The sequence below is a fragment of the Streptomyces sp. BBFR102 genome (assembly GCF_051397025.1).
Classification (GTDB): Bacteria; Actinomycetota; Actinomycetes; order Streptomycetales; family Streptomycetaceae; genus Streptomyces.
This window is the reverse complement of sequence record NZ_CP195757.1, coordinates 6,092,457-6,107,423: the sequence shown is the minus strand read 5'-3', so window position 1 is coordinate 6,107,423 and position 14,967 is coordinate 6,092,457. Positions and strand designations below refer to the sequence as shown.

Sequence of the window (14,967 nt, the reverse complement as noted above, 5' to 3'; positions counted from 1 at the left end):
CGCCACCGGGGTCACCCACCCGACCACCCGTCAGGTTGGAAACGGCTCACTGGCAAACGTGCACCCAACTGCCAAGTGAATCTTGAACCCTCACCCGCTCAGAAAGTCCCTTTTCCTGCAGGTCAGAGACGTTGTGAGGGCGTCCTGCGGATGTTTCTGGCCTTCGTCAGCGAAGGGGCGTCTCCCGCCCGTGTCCCCTCCCCCGGGTGACGGAAACCGCAGGTCAATGCCTTCTTTTCCGGCAGATGTGGCGCCTCGCCCGCCAAGGTGACGTCGATGTCGCTGATGGCGTGCTCGGTCTTCCTTCAGGTCTGGCTCAGGGGCGAGGGGTGCGTCGCCTGCGTCCCTCGCCGAAGAAGGCCGCAGCGCGCGAAGATTGTCAGGACATGCAGCCGCAGAGGGCAGCGTGGACAGCAGGGCCGGACCTTCCATCGCGAGTCGAGAGAAGACCCTGAAATCGTCGCATGCGCTGGCGGGTATGGCGGGTGGTAGGACCGTGAGTCGATTCGCGGAGCTTTGGACAATGCAGGTGGTGATGCGGCAACGGCCTATCCCCGCGTACGCGGGGATAGGCCGTTGCTTCAACGAGTCGTCCGGCCTTCTCACGTGAAGGCCTCATGGAGGCTGGTCTACAAAGACTCTCCTGTCTGTGGGCGCGTGACGCGCTGTCGTGTCAACACCGTGGGCCGCCGGTGGTGTGGTCTAGGTGCGCCAGGAAGTCCTCAATCTCACGCACGAGAGCTTGTGTTGCTTCAGACAGGTCGACTCCGGCTTCCCCCAATGCCCAGTCGACCCTGTCTGCAGCAACGTGAGTACCGGCTGACCGGCACAAAAAGCCACTCACGAATGATCTGAAAGATTCCTCAGCGTGTTCTTTCCCTTGCCCGCAGCATGCCGATAGGTTTTCTTCTCTCTCGGCATTAAGGATGCGAATATAGTCTTGTGCATCCTCGTCACCCTTGATCGCTGCTTTTTCCCACCAGCTTCGCGCCACATTATCCCTGCCCAGGAGCTCAAGGATTTCTGCTACGCGCCGTGTTTCCTGTGGTGTCGCGGAATCATCGATTTCCTTTTTCAGGAGATTGCGTAGTTCACGGACCACGCCGATTCGATGGTTTCCGTCTCCGTCTTCCAGGCAGGGGGCGGGGGCCGGGGGCCAGCCCGAAGGCTGGCCCCCCTCCGCCTGGACAGAGTCCTCGTTGATCCGGGAACCCTTGGAGAATGCCTGCTCAGATCCTTCGAGCAGGAGCCACAGAGCGAGGAGCCGGATGGCTCCCCGCTCCTCGGGCTGGTGCGTCCAAGCGGACAGGTATGTCATGCGGTGGCCTCCTCGCTGTGCTCGTTGATGGACTTCTTCAGGTTGTTGGCGGCGGCTTTGATGTAGCGCTTCACCGACTCCTCCTTTATCTGGAGGCGCTGCGCAACCACGGCAGGGCTGAGGTCCTGCAGAACACACAGGGTGATGACCTCGCGCTGCCGTTCAGGAAGGATTGCGACGAGTTCGTCGATGCCTTCCTTAATCATTTCGTAGGCGGCCTCGGGGATTCCGATGCCTGATTCCATCTCGGGCAGTTCATGAACCGGTACCGTGACCATCCGCTTGTTGCGGCGGAACTGGTCGATGACCGCCCGCTTCACCGCAGTGCGGCCGTAGGAGGTCAGGGAACCGTGACCGACTATGAGCTGATCCCACCGCCGGTACATGTTGAGGTAGACGTCCTGCACAGCGTCTTCTGCGCTGTGCAGGTCGCCTGCCTGAGCCCGGGCCAGTCGGGAGAACGCCTCGATGGTCTCAAGGACGAAAGACTCGAAGTCCACTCCCGGTACGGCCTCGCTCACGCAGCCTCCCGCGTGGCGACGGCCCGGTGGCCTGCCGGGTCGGCTGCGTCCTTGCGGAACAGCCACGCCGGCCGTCCCTCCTCGAAGCGGGCGGCGGCACCGCCATTCGGCAGGGACTGCGCCATCGCGACCATGGTGGCGCGCTGCTCGCGCTCCGTCCGTGTCTCGATGTACGCCTTCACGAGCATTTCCACGACGCCCTTGGCGCGGCGCATCGCGAAAACCAGCAGGACCAGCACGGGAAGTGACACCCCGCCCGCTCCCACCCAATACGACCAAGTCATCGACCAGGCCTCCCAGTAGTGACGAACTCGTTGATGAAGGCCGAAGCCCTCATCCCTTACACGTCACAGGAGGGCCGGATCCGGATGCCAGAGGACAACATTCTTTCCCAACTCCACCCACCTCCCCGCCTGTCACACTGTTTACCCACCTCCCCGCCTGTCACACTGTTTACCCAGGTCACAGGGGTGGAAGGGTTGGCAGATTGATGTGCACCGGGAGGTTCCCTGCCGAACCGACGGGAGCCATGAGGGCAAGGCACAAGCCCCCCGTGTACCGGCAGGACGGACATCCCGATTGCCCTGCGTCCTCCGGCAGAGCAACGTCAGGCGGGAAAGTAGCCTCGTGCCGTTCCTGATGATCGGGCCTGCACCCGCCGGGTTCTACAGCGCCCCAAGGACTCACCGGCCCGGCGCTGGCCCTACACGTCGTCGAAGCTGGGCTGGCTCCACGGCTGGTCAGGGGGTGGGCCTTGGGCACCGAGAAGCTGGGTGATCTTCTCGGCTTCATCGCTTGAGAGATCGGAGAGCAGGCGCGTCGTTGTTCCGAGGAGGGCGTCCAGCGGTACCTGGGTACGTGCGCCGCGGGCGCTGGCGATCCCGGTGGCGAACATGCATTGGAGGGTCTCGCCGGAGGGGATGCGGGCTTCGGCTTCGATGACTCCCTCGGCCTGTCCCAGCGCGTCGCTGATGCCGTCGAGCCGGGTGTCGTGGGAGATGTCGTCGCCGGGTCCGCCGTAGCCGACGTGGCGGTCCGTCACGACCATGCGCAGAGAGGTCAACGGGATGCCGAAGCGGTCCGCCCTGTTCCTCACTTCATCGAGGCGGGGCAGGTCGTGTTCCTGGCCGGACGGAAGCTGGCGCTGGGACTGGGCGACCAGCACGTGGAAGCGCGGGGTCTGCAGGATCAGCTGGCCGGCCTTCACTGTCCAGCGCCAGGGGCTGATGTCCGCGTCTGCTACGCCGGGCACGATCATGCAGACGCGGCTGGTCCAGAGCCGGATCGCCTCACGCATCAGGTATTGGAGATTACCGGTGCCTGCAGCCGGGGTGCGCAGCAAGGTGGGGAGGCTGATCATGCGGACGACCCGGTTCCAGAATGCGGTATCGGTGATGTCCTCGGATTCCAGCAGGTACATCAGGGCTGTCTCGTCGAGATGGCCGACGCCTCGCTGAGGTGCGGGGAAGCTGGCGAGCGTGGATCCGCCGCCCTGCCAGAGCGCGGCGAGGAAGGCTGACATCCGGTCGGCGACGTCGGTGGTCATCTGCGCGGTGAGGGCGTCGACAGCATCGCGGGTGGGAACCCGTTCTCCCGCGCGGGCGGCTTCCGCTCCCTGGACGACTGTGTTCAGGAATTCCTCGGTGGCCGGTCTGTCGAGGGTGCCGCGGCCGCCTTCGAGGACGGAGCGGGACACCAGCTGAGGGATGCCGGGAGAGTCGTCGGCCGGCTGGAGTGCGCCGAGCGCGGAAGTGTCGAGGAGGAGCGAGGTGCTGGTGCCGGGTAGCGGGGGGAGGTCTCCTTGTTGCCGCGTGGAGGACAGTTGACCGAGTGCGAGAAGCACCGGCCGGTCGGCACGGGGAAGACGTTGCAGGTCGTCCTCGAGTTCGCGCTGGTCCGATGTGGTGCGCAGGTAGATGAACCGGCGGGGTGTGCGGGGTCGGCCGGGCCATTCCAGGACCATGTCGGGGACGTGGGTGTGGTTGAAGAATTCGGTTTTGGTGACGGTGGCGCCGGGGTCCATGCGGCGCAGGTGCCGGGCGACGATGTCCTTGACCTGGGTGAACATCATCCGGTCGTCGGGCTCGTCCATGGCCTGGGAGATCGACTGTTCGACGAGGTTCACCACGAGCCCTCTCTGCGGGTGAGTTCGGCGGCGACGATGGCTGCCCAGTCCTTGAGCGGCAGGAGGGTTTCCTGCTTGTCCGAGAGGACGATCAGCCACAGGCGTGCGGCGACCGACTGGGCGAGTTCGCTGTCCAGGAGTTTTCGGGCTTCCTCGGGGCCGCTGGTGCCGAAAACGCGGCTGCTGTGCTGAAGGACTGCGCTCTCCACCTGGTCAGGCGAGTTGAGGGTGGACCAGGAGTTCGCCCGGAACGGTGCCCAGGTGATCCACATGAAGTGGTCGCTGAGATGGTGCTGAGCCTGGGCGGCGACGTAGCACTTGGCGAGGAACTCGTCGAACTGCGTTCCCTGGTCGCTGGGTTGGGCGTAGTTCTTGACCTCTGCGCAGAACATGTCGTTCTGGTAGGGATCGCCGCGCATGGCGCCGCCCAGATCGAAGGAGAAGGTCCGGCCTCCGTACGGCCAGGCGAGCGTCAGCCGACGGCCGCAGGACTCCGAGTCCGTGTTCGCGTACGCACCGAAGATGCGCATCGTGCCCTCGAGCCACTGCTTGGCTCTTCGAGCCCCCGAGAAGCCCTTCACCTGAGCGTCTTCGCCAACCACCACAGGCGTAGCTTAGTGCGATCGGATCATCACGGTGTGCTCGAACGGGCTAATCTCCCGTCGCGCTGCGGCCGTTGGCTTCAGGAAAGGGCATCTGCGGCCCTGAGGAAGTGAGCCAAGGACGGCCGCGGGATGGAAGGAACTGCCGCGAAGACGCCCTCCCTGATCGGCGGACACGAGACCGTGGTGGAGCGACTCTTCTTCCCGGCCTTCTGCGCACCGCTCCACTGAACAGAGAGACGACGTCGTCGCTGATCTGCCGCATCGCCGGCCGCTACGGGCTCGAAGCGACGGCGTTGCGGTCCTGCTGGAAGTGGCGCAGCCACAAGCCTCGGCACGACGGCGGAGGCGGGCGGGCAGACGCCGAGGTGCTGTTGAACACGGCGGGGCGGCAGCTCCTGGCAGGCCTGTGCGGCGTGGAGGAGGGTGTGCTGGGGCGGGCGTTGCCGTCCTGGGGGCGGGAGGATGCCAGGCTGCCGGCCGGGGATGCCGGGGAGCCGGTGGCGGCGTGGCGGATCGGTGGTGCGGTTGCCGGGCCGGTGGCGTTCGGCTGTCGTCTGTGCACGGCGCGGCGTACAGGGGCGGCTGGGCGGTCGGTGCTGTACGCCCCGCGGTGGGACCGTGTGTGTATCCGGCACGGGCGGTGGCTCCTTGATGCGGATGCCGACCAGCCCCACGAGTATCTGGATCTGCGGCGTCTGCCGGAGGTGGTCGCGGCGCAGCGGCGGTGGGCGGGTGTGGCGCGGCGGGCGGTGCGGGCGGGGGCCGAGCCGGAGAGGGTGTTCGCGCTGGCGCACGCGGTGGTGGCCCGGTGGTGGGAGCAGGCCCTGCACTGGGAGCGGGAGAAGGTCTGGCCGCGGCGGTTGCATCAGGTCGCGGGCGGTGATGCCGGGGGTGATCTGGAGTGGTGGCGGATCGTGGGGCGGGACGCGGTCGTCTTTCCCGAGGTGGTGGCCGTGGCTGATGTGTTGCTTGATCCGGCTATGGCCCAGTTGGTGTGGGTGGACAGCGGTGCCGGGCAACCGCGAGTGCTGCCCGTCGATGGGTTGTTCTGCCGTCGGCTCGGTGAGCGGGTGGGGCGGGAGTGGCTGGGGCCGCTGGCTGCGGCGGATCATGGCGGTCCGCTGATCGCGTGGATGGGCAGCGTGATCCGGCTGCGCCGTGGGGCCGGTGGGCCCCCCGGATACGACAACGACCCCTGGTGGCTGCGCCGGGAGCATCAGCCGGTGACGATGGCGGGGCAGTTGCGGGTACTGGGCAAGGAGAAGAAGGCACCCGGTTCGGGGACGATGTGGCGGGCGGTGGTGCCGGCCGAGCAGCGGATGCGGATCGGCAGTCTCATCGGTAGTGCCGAGGAGCAGTTGCTGCAGCTGCGCGGCGTGCAGAGCGGGCCGACCGCCGAGGTCGCCCGGCAGCTGCTGCAGGGCCTCGGTCACAGTGCCGGTCTGGTCGAGGCAGCCTGGAAGCGGACCGCGGTGGCGGCGGTGAACGGCGGGGTGCCGTTGGAGGAGGTGGCCCGGTGGGCGGATATGTCCCCCGGGACACTGAGGAGCATGCTGACGGCAGGCGGGCAGGAAGACGACGGCTGAGAGCAAGGTGGGACCCGGCGCATCGCCTGTTAGCTGATACAGCACTCGTTTGTAGCAGAAACCCTGAGAACAGCGGCACCTGTCAACAGGAGCGGCTTGGCTGACGCGGGTGATCAGCACAGGAGAGGCCGCCCGGCCCGGGGGCCGGGCAAGGCGAGCGGCCGTGGATCGTCGGAGCGGGTTCGAGGCGGTGTTCCTCGATCCGGTGGGGCAGCCGGTTCAGCAGCGGTGGGCGGATGCCGCCATGACCGTGGGATTCGAGGAGTTGCCGCCGGTGTCGGCGTTCCCGGTGATCCCGGGGCGCCGCTGGGGGCCGGGGCTGTGGTGGTCGGCGACCACCGGGCGGCACGTGGCGGCCGGGTCGAACGCGATGCGCACCCATCTGATGGTCCTGGACCGCGACCCCGATGTGACCGGGCTCGCGGGGCGTCCGGTACGCGTGTTGTGGCGCGAGGAGCGGGGCCGGGTGCGTTCCTGGGTGCCGCAGATCTTCGCCCGGTACCGCGACGGCACGGGTCTGCTGGCCGACTGCCCCAGCCACATGGAGGCCGGTGGCGACCGGGCGGTGAAGGCCGCCGAAGCGGTGAGCGCGGCGTGTGAGGAGATCGGCTGGGTCTACCGGCGTCTTGCGCCGCTCGACGACGTCCTGGCCGCCAATCTGAAATGGCTGGCCAGCTACCGCCACCCCCGCAACGCCGGCCGCCCCGGCCTGATGCCCGCGGTGGTGGAGGCGTTCGCGCGGCCGCGGCCGCTGATCGAGGGCGTCGAAGCGGTCGGCGATCCGATCGAGGTCCTGCCGGTGGTCTTCCACGCCCTGTGGCACGGGCGGGTGACGGCAGACCTGGAGGCACCGCTGCACGAACGCGTCCTGGTCGGCCCTGCGGGCTGGAATGGCCCGGGTCCGGGCACGGCGGGAGGGGCTCGGTGACCGCGCGGCGCAATGCCCGGCCGTCGGTGAAGGCCGGGGCGCAGGTCCGGTTCCGCGGTGTGAAGTGGCAGGTGGTCGCCCTGTCCGGGCAGACCATTCACCTCGTCGGCCCGGACGGCGGTGGCGAGGCGGTGCTCGCCGGGTACCTGTTCGCCGATCCCGGCTTCAGCGTCATCGGGGCCGATGTACCGCAGGCGGCCCCGCAGTGGGGGCTGTTCGAGACCGCCCCCGCCGCGGCACGTGAGAAGGCCCTGGCCTGGCAGCGGCACGTACGGGAAGTCGAATGCGGCCTTGCCGACGGGCCCGGCAGTGCTGGAGCGGTGCGTGAGCAGTACGACCCAGAGCGGCACACGCTGGCCGAGCGGGAGCAGTCCAAGGCTAAGGAGCTGACCGCGCTCGGCTTCGGCCGGGTGTCGCGCACCACGGTGCAGCGCATGCGGCTCGCTTATCGCAAGCAGGGCCTGTGGGGGCTCCTGGACCACCGCACCACCCGTACCTCCAGCCCTACCGGGCGGTCCGACGAACGGGTCGTCGCCGCCGTCCGTGAAGCGCTGCGCCGCCGGCGCGGGCGCTCCAAAGGCACCATCAACGGCCTGTTCCCGCTCATCAACCAGATCCTTCAAGATCAGCACGGTCCCGGTGCGGTGCCCGTGCCGTCCCAGGCCACGCTGTACCGGCTCGTCACCACACTCGCCCGCCCCGGCGAACTGCCAGCGGTCCGGTCCGCCAGGTGCCCGCGAGTGTCGAGGGGCGGGCCTTCATTCCCGCCATGGCGCTGCGGCCGGGCGAGCAGGTCCAGATCGACACCACCCGCCTGGACGTCCTGGCCCTCTTCGACGACGGGCGCCTGGCCCGGCCCGAGCTGACCAGCGCCGTCGACGTCGCCACCCGCTCCATCCTCGCCGCCGTGCTGTGCCCCAGCGCGACCAAAGCCGTCGACGCGGCCCTGCTGCTCGCGGAGATGGCAGTCCCGCACCCGGCCAGGCCGACCTGGCCGGCCATCCTGCGCATGGACCACGCCCGCGCACTCCCCCACCAGCGGCTGGTCACGCTGGACGGGCGTCTGGCCGGTGCGGCAGCCCGGCCGGTCGTCCTGCCGCGAGACGATCGTCGTCGACCGCGGCAAAGTCTTCATCTCCCGGGCGTTCACCGCCGCCTGCGAGAGCCTCGGCATCAGCGTCCAGCCCGCCCCGCCCCGCGCCCCCACCGCGAAGGGCATCGTCGAGCGCACCTTCGGCTCCATCAACGCCCTGTTCTGCCAGCACCTGCCCGGCTACACCGGGTGGACGTCACCCGCCGCGGCCCCGACACCGAGAAAGACGCCTGCTACAGCGTCGCCCAGCTCCAGGACCTCCTCGATGAGTGGCTGGTGCACTACCACCACCGGCCCCACGAAGGGCTGCGCCACCCGATGATGCCCAGGAAGGCACTCACGCCGACCGAGATGTGGGCCGTCCTTGTCGCGGTCGCCGGATACGTGCCCGTCCCGTTGACCGGGCGCGACTACCTCGAACTACTCCCCGTGCGCTGGCAGGCCATCACCCCCGCCGGCATCACTATCCACCACCGCACCTACGACGCGGACCTCCTCGCCCCGCACCGCGGCCAGGCCTCCCCCGTCGCCGGCCGCGGCGGGAAATGGGAAATCCACTACAACCCCCACGACGTGCGCCAGATCTGGATCCGCCTCCCCGACGGCGAACTCACCGAGATTCCGTGGATCCACCGCGACCACGTCCACCGGCCCTTCGACGAACGCACCTGGCAGCACATCCGCACCCAGGCCGTTGACGGCAACCACAGCGACGCCGAGCAGCACAAAGCCGGCCTCGCCGACGCCCTCGACCAGCTCATGCGCCGCGTCCACAGCGGCCACGCCACCACAACGGAGCGGGCACTCCTGGCCCGCACCGCTCGCCTCCCTCTCCCCGCAGCCCGCGATGGGGACCACGCCACCGCAGCACCCGCCGGCAGCCCGGCGCAGCAAGCCACCGAAGGCAACGACGACAGCATCGACGACCTCGACGACCTGCCCGACGACGACGTCAGCCCCGCCCCGGCCACCGGATTCGGGCTCTACAACGCACACGAGGAAGCCGACAAGTGGTGAACCCGAGCCCGCCAAACGCGAACAGCACATCAGGCGGTCCCGGCGACAGCGGCGGGGCCGAATTGTCCTGGCCGCTGACCACCTGGCAGGGCTGGAACCGCTTCGCCACCACCGACCCCGTCGTCCCTCCCCGGCCCGGCGACCGGCCCCGCAGCACAGAGGAACGCCTGGCTTACCACTCCGCGTTCGTCACCATCCGCACCCCCGCCATCCACACCCTGGCCACCCAGGTCCGCACCCTGATGATCCTCGGCCGCCATCAGCAGACCACCGCACGGCCCTCCCTGATCGTCACCGGACCCGCCGCAGCCGGGAAAACCACCGCCCTCCTGAACGTCGGGCGTACCTGCCACCTCGCCCACACCCGCAAAAACCCGCCGCCACCGGGATCAGCACACGCCGCGGTACCCGTCGCGTATGTTCTGGTCCCGCCCGGCGCCACCGCGAAAACCCTCATCACCGAGTTCGCCCGCTACCTCGGCATCCCCGTGGCCGCGCGTATGACCCAGACCCAGATCACCGAAGCCGTCTGCCACACCTACACCCAGGCCGGTGTCCAGCTGGTGATGATCGACGAGATCCATCGCCTCAACCCCCGCACCACCACCGGCGCTCAAACCGCCGACCTCTTGAAAGACCTGAGCGAACGCCTGCCCGCGACATTCGTCTACGCCGGCATCAACGTCACCGACACCCCCCTCTTTACCGGCACCCGCGGCGCTCAACTCGCTGGACGAGCCACCCTCGTCGACTGCGGCCCCCTACCCGCCCGCCACGGCAAACGTGAACCCTTCCGCGACGTCATCACCGACATCGAAACCGCCCTCGACCTCCAACAGCACAAACCCGGCACCCTCCCCCGCCACACCCAATACCTCCACCAGCGCACCGCCGGCCGCATCGGATCCCTCACAAGGCTCATCCGCCAAGCCGCCATCACCGCCATCACCGCCATCAGTGACGGCACCGAACGCATCACCAAAACCACCCTCGACACCATCCGCCTCGACCACCTCGCCGAAACCCACCACCGCCCCCACACTCGCACCCGAAGCCGCTAGCCCCGCCCATCAGACAGGCAAAACGCTCTGACCAGCACAAACACCAATCGGACCTTTACACGCTAGAACTACCTACAACACACCCAGCGGCCCTCAGCGCAGAACACATAACTCCAGCCCAGATACGCCGACCCAGCTACCAAGACCGCCAACTCCGCCTCTCAGCGAACCAGCAACACACCAGACCAGCCGCCTCATCGCACACCAACAAACCCCCCTCCCAGCGTTAATTCGCCGCCGACCAGCCGGCGTCCGAGGAGCCCGAGGACCGGCATTTGCTCGCGCTGATCCGCGCTCTGCTGGCGACCGAGAAGACGGGCGGGGAGGCGCGGGCCGCGGTTCCCCTCGGCGGGACGTTCGACCTGGTGGTCACCAGCGACGGCATGGCCGCCGCTCGGACGCTGCACGGAATGGACGCGGTCCAGGGCGTCACGGCCGGTGTGGTCCGGCTGCCCACCCCGGGCCTGCTGCTGTGGTGCGTGCCGCCCGGCACCGCCGCTGACTGGACCGGGCACCCGGCGGCGCTGTGCGTCGGCGCCCCGTACGCGGTACCGCTGCCCGGCCCGGGCGCGGGCTCGGGCCCCGGCCCCTACTGGGCGCGTCCCTTCGCCGCCGCACAGTGGGTGCCGCCGGGGCCGCTGCGGGCGCTGCTCACCGAGTACGGGCCGCCGCCGCCCCACGACCGCGTCGCCGCCAGCGGGCTGCTCAGCATCAGCCCTTCCTGATCCTCCCGGCCCTCGGGTCGACCGCCTCCGTCCCCCCGTCGGAGCGTCCCCGGCGGGCCGGGAGTCCCAACGTGAAAGGCCCACCGCACCATGGACCACCCGCCTCTTTTCCTCCTCGGCAGGGCCCTGAGAGCCGCCCGCCTCGGCAACAGCGACATGCGCGGGTTCGGGACGCCGAACGTCGTGGCGCGGTTCGACCGGACCGTGCTGGCCGAGCATGTCCAGGCCCCGGTGGAGACCCCTCCCGAGGAGCTGATGAGGCTGCTGGGTGTGGAACTGGCCGCCGTGGTAGCCCTGATGGCCTGGGACCGCAACGGGCGTCCGTGGCTGACCTGCACCCTGCGGCGCGACGCCGCCCGGGACCTGGCGCACCGTGTGCTGGCCGCGCTCACCGACGAGCAGGCCGCCGCGCTTCGTCTCAACGATGCCCTCGACGCTCTTTCGCCGGTCGGGGACAAGGTCACCGCCGTGTCCCCGGCGTCCCGCACCACCGCCGCCGGCGCCTTCAACGAGTTCGAACGCGCCGCCCTTCCCCACTTCACCGGCGCGGTCATGCTCCGCAGCCACCTCAACAGCGTCTCCCCGGAGTAACCCATGGCCCTCACTGCCCCGCTCGGCCCCTGCTCGCGGTAGAGAAAACACTCAGCCTGGCCGAGGTGCGGAAGCTGAACACCGGCTCCCCCGCGATCGAGGTGGTGAGCCTGACGGTCCCGCCGCCGATGATCCGCCAGCCGGAGTACCACACCTGGGCACGCTCGCGCATCGCCTCGCCCTGGCCGATGCGCACCCACGAGCCGCTCGGCGTCGTCCACTGGTACGCCCACCCCGCGACCATCGCCCACGCGTTCTCCCTGTACAGGCCGGACGACGATCCGTCGCGGTACCTGCCCAGGCCCGAGCCGGAGCAGCGGCTGTTCCTCCTGCGGCAAATTGACTACCTGCGGCACCTGATCACGCTCGGCAAACTGGGCATCCACCTCTTCCCTCCCGGGACCGAGGCCGCGAAGGACGCTGACGGGGTCACGCTCTACCGCCGCCACCAGGGGCGGCCGGTCCTGGCGCACGACATCGGGCCGTCGGTCCGCGAGATCGCCGACGTCTCGCGGCCCGACGTCCTCGGCTGGCTGAAGCAGATCCGCGCAGCCGCCGGGCCCCCCGAGGAGGGCGCCGAGCTGCCGGCCGAGCAGTACCGGGCGATGTGCGAAGCGGTGTGCGGGCCGGGCTGGCGGTGCCCGCACAACCCCAGCTGCCCGGACCCGGCCGCCCCCGACGCCGAGGCCGCAGATCGGCATCAGCTCGCCTGCGCCGTCCAGGTGGCGACCAGCCACGGCTGGTCGCAGCCCCCCGAAGGGGCGCCTGTCACCTACGGTGCGACACCGGTTACGGTCCGTTCCCCCGCGTATTCGGTCAGCCAGCCGGCTTCGACCGTCCTGAGAGGTGCTGGTCACGGCGATGTCCGGCCACTGGTCGCAGATGGTGCCGCCGGCGGCGGGGCGGTGTAGCCGCGTTCGGCGAGCATGCGCTCGATGCCGGTGCCGAGGCCGAGGGGCTCGCGGCTGGTGCGGGTGTGGATGCTCGTGGAGCGGCGGGCCAGCGCGGGACGGCAGCTTCGGCGCCTTGGCGCTTGACGGCGGCGCGGGCGGCGTTGAGGGCGACGCGGGCGAGGTCGACGCCGGTGGGCTCGGAGAACTCGGTGTACGACGTGCCGTCGTAGGTGTTCTCGATCCGGTGATCCAGTACCGGTCCCACAGTCTGTGCGGCGAACGCACGGCCCGCCGGGACGGTGATCGCGGCGGCCAGGCAGCCGGTCGACGGCCAGTACGGCTCGTCTTCGTATGGTGTCTGTCCCTCATCCATAGTGGGGCGGCCCACGCGGGCCGCTTCGACGTGCGCCGGGGCCCGGCCGGCGGTGGCCGGGCCCCGGTGGTTCAGGGTTGCGGAACGAGGTTCCACGTCTGGATCGCGGCGGAACCGGCCGGCTGCTGGGAGATCAGCCCTCCGTCGGCACGGGACGCCAAGGTCAGCAGAAGTCCGCTGGACCTGGCGGTCAGGGTGTAGCCGCCGTCCTTCCACCTTGCGGCCCAGCGCTGGTTCGCCGCCCCGCTGCACGGCCACTGGGTGACGGCAGCCCCCGCCTGCGTGGAGTTGTCGCGAACGTCCGCGCACAGACCTGAGTGCACGTTCCGCAGCGTGTGAGTGCCGTCCGCGTTGCGGGTGACCGTCCACTTCTGGTTGTCGCCGCCATGCCACTTCCAGCCGTTCAGCTGGGTGCCCTGCACGGTGGAGTTGGCGGGCACGTCGACGGCCTGGCCGCCCGCGGAGATCTGGTACACCCCGTTCGCCGGCCCCTCAGGAGCGGTGCAGGCCGTCGTCGCCTGGTGGGCGCCGCGGTCGGGAACGCAACCGGCCGTGACCGGGTTGCCGAAGTAGTCGCGGCCGCCGGGCGACGCCACGGCCCGGCCGTTGGCGAGCGCGGACGAGCCGGCCTGGAGCCGGTAACCGTCCGCGTCGGCGCGCGAGGTCGCGGTGCCCGGTGCGGCGAGCTTCGGATCGCCGGTCACCTTGTTCGGGTCGGCCGGCTCACCGGCCGGGTGGCTGCCGTGGAAGACATTCGAGTCGAAGCCCAGGCTGCCCGCATTGACGTAGGAGGCCTCGGACGTGGCCACGTGGAAGATGTTGTTGCTGAAGACCGCGCTCGCGGCACCCGAGCCGTTGGCGTTGTTGATGATGTCCACCGGACGGGAGAGGTAGAAGGTGTTGTTGTAGATCTGCGTGTTGCTGGTCTTCGCGCAGACGATGTCGAAGAGTTGTCCGCCGTCGTTCTGGCTGATGTTGTAGCGCACGATGTTGTCGGCGGTGGTCGAGCCGGAGCCGTTGCACAGGAGGATGAAGCCGCCCTCGTTGTCGTGGCTGTAGTTGTACTGGTAGACGGTGCCGATGTTGGCCTCGTCGATGTCCAGGCCCTGGCCGTCGCACTCGCTCCTGCCGCCGCTGACCTCGTTGTACTGGTACAGGGCGCGGTTGGTGTTCCAGCCCCAGATGCCGACCGCGCAGTGGGCCGGCTCCCGCTCGCGGAAGCCGTCGACCCTGTTGTGCTCGACGAGCGCGCCCTCGGTGTGGTGCGGAACGATCGCGTCGCCGCCGATGTCGGTCACGGTGTTACCGCGGACGACGACCCGGGTCTGCGGTGTCCAGGGACCGCAGGCCGTACCGCAGTTGGGGTTGCTGAGTTCCGGCCGCAGCATCCAGCGTGTCCAGAAGTGGATGCCGTAGCGGTCGACGGTCCGCACCGTGTTGTTCTCGACCACCACGTCGTCGAACCGGGTCGGTGTCGTCTGGCCGAGGACCTCGAAGAAGATGCCCGCGCTGGCGTCGTCGTCCTTCTTGGTCTGGTTGCCGTTCACGTCGTGCACGTCCAGCCCGCGGAGCCGGTAGTACGTTCCCGTTCCCGAGTCGGTGCGGGTGATGTGGACGCCGCGCCTGGTCGCCGCGGTGTCCCCCTTGTTGGAGATGTCGAGGTCGGCGATCTCCCAGTGCTCCTGGTCCGCGAGCCGGACCACGTCCGTCACCTGGCCCGCACCCGCCAGCTTCGGCTTGGCGCCGCTGCCGTAGGTGCCGATCCGGATCGGGCTCCCGGGAGATCCCGAGCCCTTGGGGAAGAGCTGCTGTCCGGTGCAGGTGGAACCGCGTTTGAGGAGGATCGCGTCACCGGGCTGGAAGGTCCGGGCGTTGACCGTCGCCAGGGTGTTCCAGGGTTCGGCCTGGCTGCCGTCGCCGCCGGCGGCGGCACCGCAGTCCACGTGGAAGGACTGGGCCCGCGCCGACGCATGGCCGGCGGGCGCGAACCCCACCGCGGTGAGGGGGAGGGACAGGACGGACAGGAGCAGAGTCAGTCTTCGTAGACGCACGGTTTCTCCCTGCGAGGTCGTCGGACGGAACCGGGAGGTGCGATGTGCTCGTTCAAGCTGGTAGAACTTGTCAGAAGACG

14 protein-coding genes are annotated in these 14,967 nt (G+C 69.2%); 8 read left to right on the top strand and 6 right to left on the bottom strand.

Going from position 1 to position 14,967, the window contains the following annotated elements:
- Window positions 1–673 precede the first annotated feature (673 nt).
- From ACSLIC_RS26440 to ACSLIC_RS26420, 5 genes are all read right to left on the bottom strand, one after another.
- Window positions 674–1,318, bottom strand: a complete 645-nt coding sequence (locus tag ACSLIC_RS26440) for a hypothetical protein (RefSeq protein ID WP_436740214.1) — start codon at window positions 1,316–1,318, stop codon at window positions 674–676.
- The gene (locus ACSLIC_RS26435; RefSeq protein WP_436740213.1) at window positions 1,315–1,839 is read right to left on the bottom strand and encodes an RNA polymerase sigma factor; all 525 of its coding nucleotides are present in this window, start codon (window positions 1,837–1,839) and stop codon (window positions 1,315–1,317) included. The genes ACSLIC_RS26440 and ACSLIC_RS26435 overlap by 4 nt, the downstream gene beginning before the upstream one ends.
- Window positions 1,836–2,090, bottom strand: a complete 255-nt coding sequence (locus ACSLIC_RS26430; RefSeq protein ID WP_436740212.1) for a hypothetical protein — start codon at window positions 2,088–2,090, stop codon at window positions 1,836–1,838. Before ACSLIC_RS26430 ends, ACSLIC_RS26435 begins: the two co-directional genes overlap by 4 nt.
- A gap of 452 nt (window positions 2,091–2,542) precedes the next feature.
- Window positions 2,543–3,964, bottom strand: coding sequence for a hypothetical protein (locus tag ACSLIC_RS26425; protein WP_436740211.1), 1,422 nt, complete (start codon window positions 3,962–3,964; stop codon window positions 2,543–2,545).
- Window positions 3,961–4,569, bottom strand: a complete 609-nt coding sequence (locus ACSLIC_RS26420; protein WP_436740210.1) for a hypothetical protein — start codon at window positions 4,567–4,569, stop codon at window positions 3,961–3,963. The genes ACSLIC_RS26425 and ACSLIC_RS26420 overlap by 4 nt, the downstream gene beginning before the upstream one ends.
- Window positions 4,570–4,934: 365 nt before the next feature.
- Between ACSLIC_RS26420 and ACSLIC_RS26415 the strand changes: the two genes are divergently transcribed.
- The 8 genes from ACSLIC_RS26415 (at window position 4,935) to ACSLIC_RS26380 (ending at window position 12,481) form a co-directional block, all read left to right on the top strand.
- The gene (locus ACSLIC_RS26415) at window positions 4,935–6,155 is read left to right on the top strand and encodes a DNA-binding protein (protein WP_436740209.1); all 1,221 of its coding nucleotides are present in this window, start codon (window positions 4,935–4,937) and stop codon (window positions 6,153–6,155) included.
- A 244-nt stretch (window positions 6,156–6,399) separates the two neighbouring features.
- Window positions 6,400–7,083 carry a TnsA-like heteromeric transposase endonuclease subunit gene (locus ACSLIC_RS26410; protein ID WP_436740208.1) on the top strand — a complete coding sequence of 228 codons (684 nt, stop codon included), beginning with the start codon at window positions 6,400–6,402 and terminating at the stop codon, window positions 7,081–7,083.
- Window positions 7,080–7,949: a hypothetical protein gene (locus ACSLIC_RS26405; protein ID WP_436740207.1), complete on the top strand. Its 870-nt coding sequence runs from the start codon at window positions 7,080–7,082 to the stop codon at window positions 7,947–7,949. The genes ACSLIC_RS26410 and ACSLIC_RS26405 overlap by 4 nt, the downstream gene beginning before the upstream one ends.
- Window positions 7,853–9,193, top strand: a complete 1,341-nt coding sequence (locus tag ACSLIC_RS26400) for a Mu transposase C-terminal domain-containing protein (protein WP_436740206.1) — start codon at window positions 7,853–7,855, stop codon at window positions 9,191–9,193. Before ACSLIC_RS26405 ends, ACSLIC_RS26400 begins: the two co-directional genes overlap by 97 nt.
- A 74-nt stretch (window positions 9,194–9,267) precedes the next feature.
- Window positions 9,268–10,254 carry a TniB family NTP-binding protein gene (locus ACSLIC_RS26395; RefSeq protein WP_436740487.1) on the top strand — a complete coding sequence of 329 codons (987 nt, stop codon included), beginning with the start codon at window positions 9,268–9,270 and terminating at the stop codon, window positions 10,252–10,254.
- 275 nt (window positions 10,255–10,529) lie between these two features.
- The gene (locus tag ACSLIC_RS26390) at window positions 10,530–10,979 is read left to right on the top strand and encodes a hypothetical protein (RefSeq protein WP_436740205.1); all 450 of its coding nucleotides are present in this window, start codon (window positions 10,530–10,532) and stop codon (window positions 10,977–10,979) included.
- Between the two features lie 90 nt (window positions 10,980–11,069).
- On the top strand, window positions 11,070–11,570 hold the full coding sequence (locus ACSLIC_RS26385; RefSeq protein WP_436740204.1) for a hypothetical protein: 501 nt from the start codon (window positions 11,070–11,072) through the stop codon (window positions 11,568–11,570).
- Between the two features lie 65 nt (window positions 11,571–11,635).
- Window positions 11,636–12,481: a hypothetical protein gene (locus ACSLIC_RS26380; protein ID WP_436740203.1), complete on the top strand. Its 846-nt coding sequence runs from the start codon at window positions 11,636–11,638 to the stop codon at window positions 12,479–12,481.
- 426 nt (window positions 12,482–12,907) lie between these two features.
- Here ACSLIC_RS26380 and ACSLIC_RS26375 read toward each other — a convergent pair whose 3' ends face one another.
- Entirely contained in the window at window positions 12,908–14,887 is a 1,980-nt protein-coding gene (locus ACSLIC_RS26375; RefSeq protein WP_436740202.1) for an RICIN domain-containing protein, read from the bottom strand.
- Window positions 14,888–14,967 lie beyond the last annotated feature (80 nt).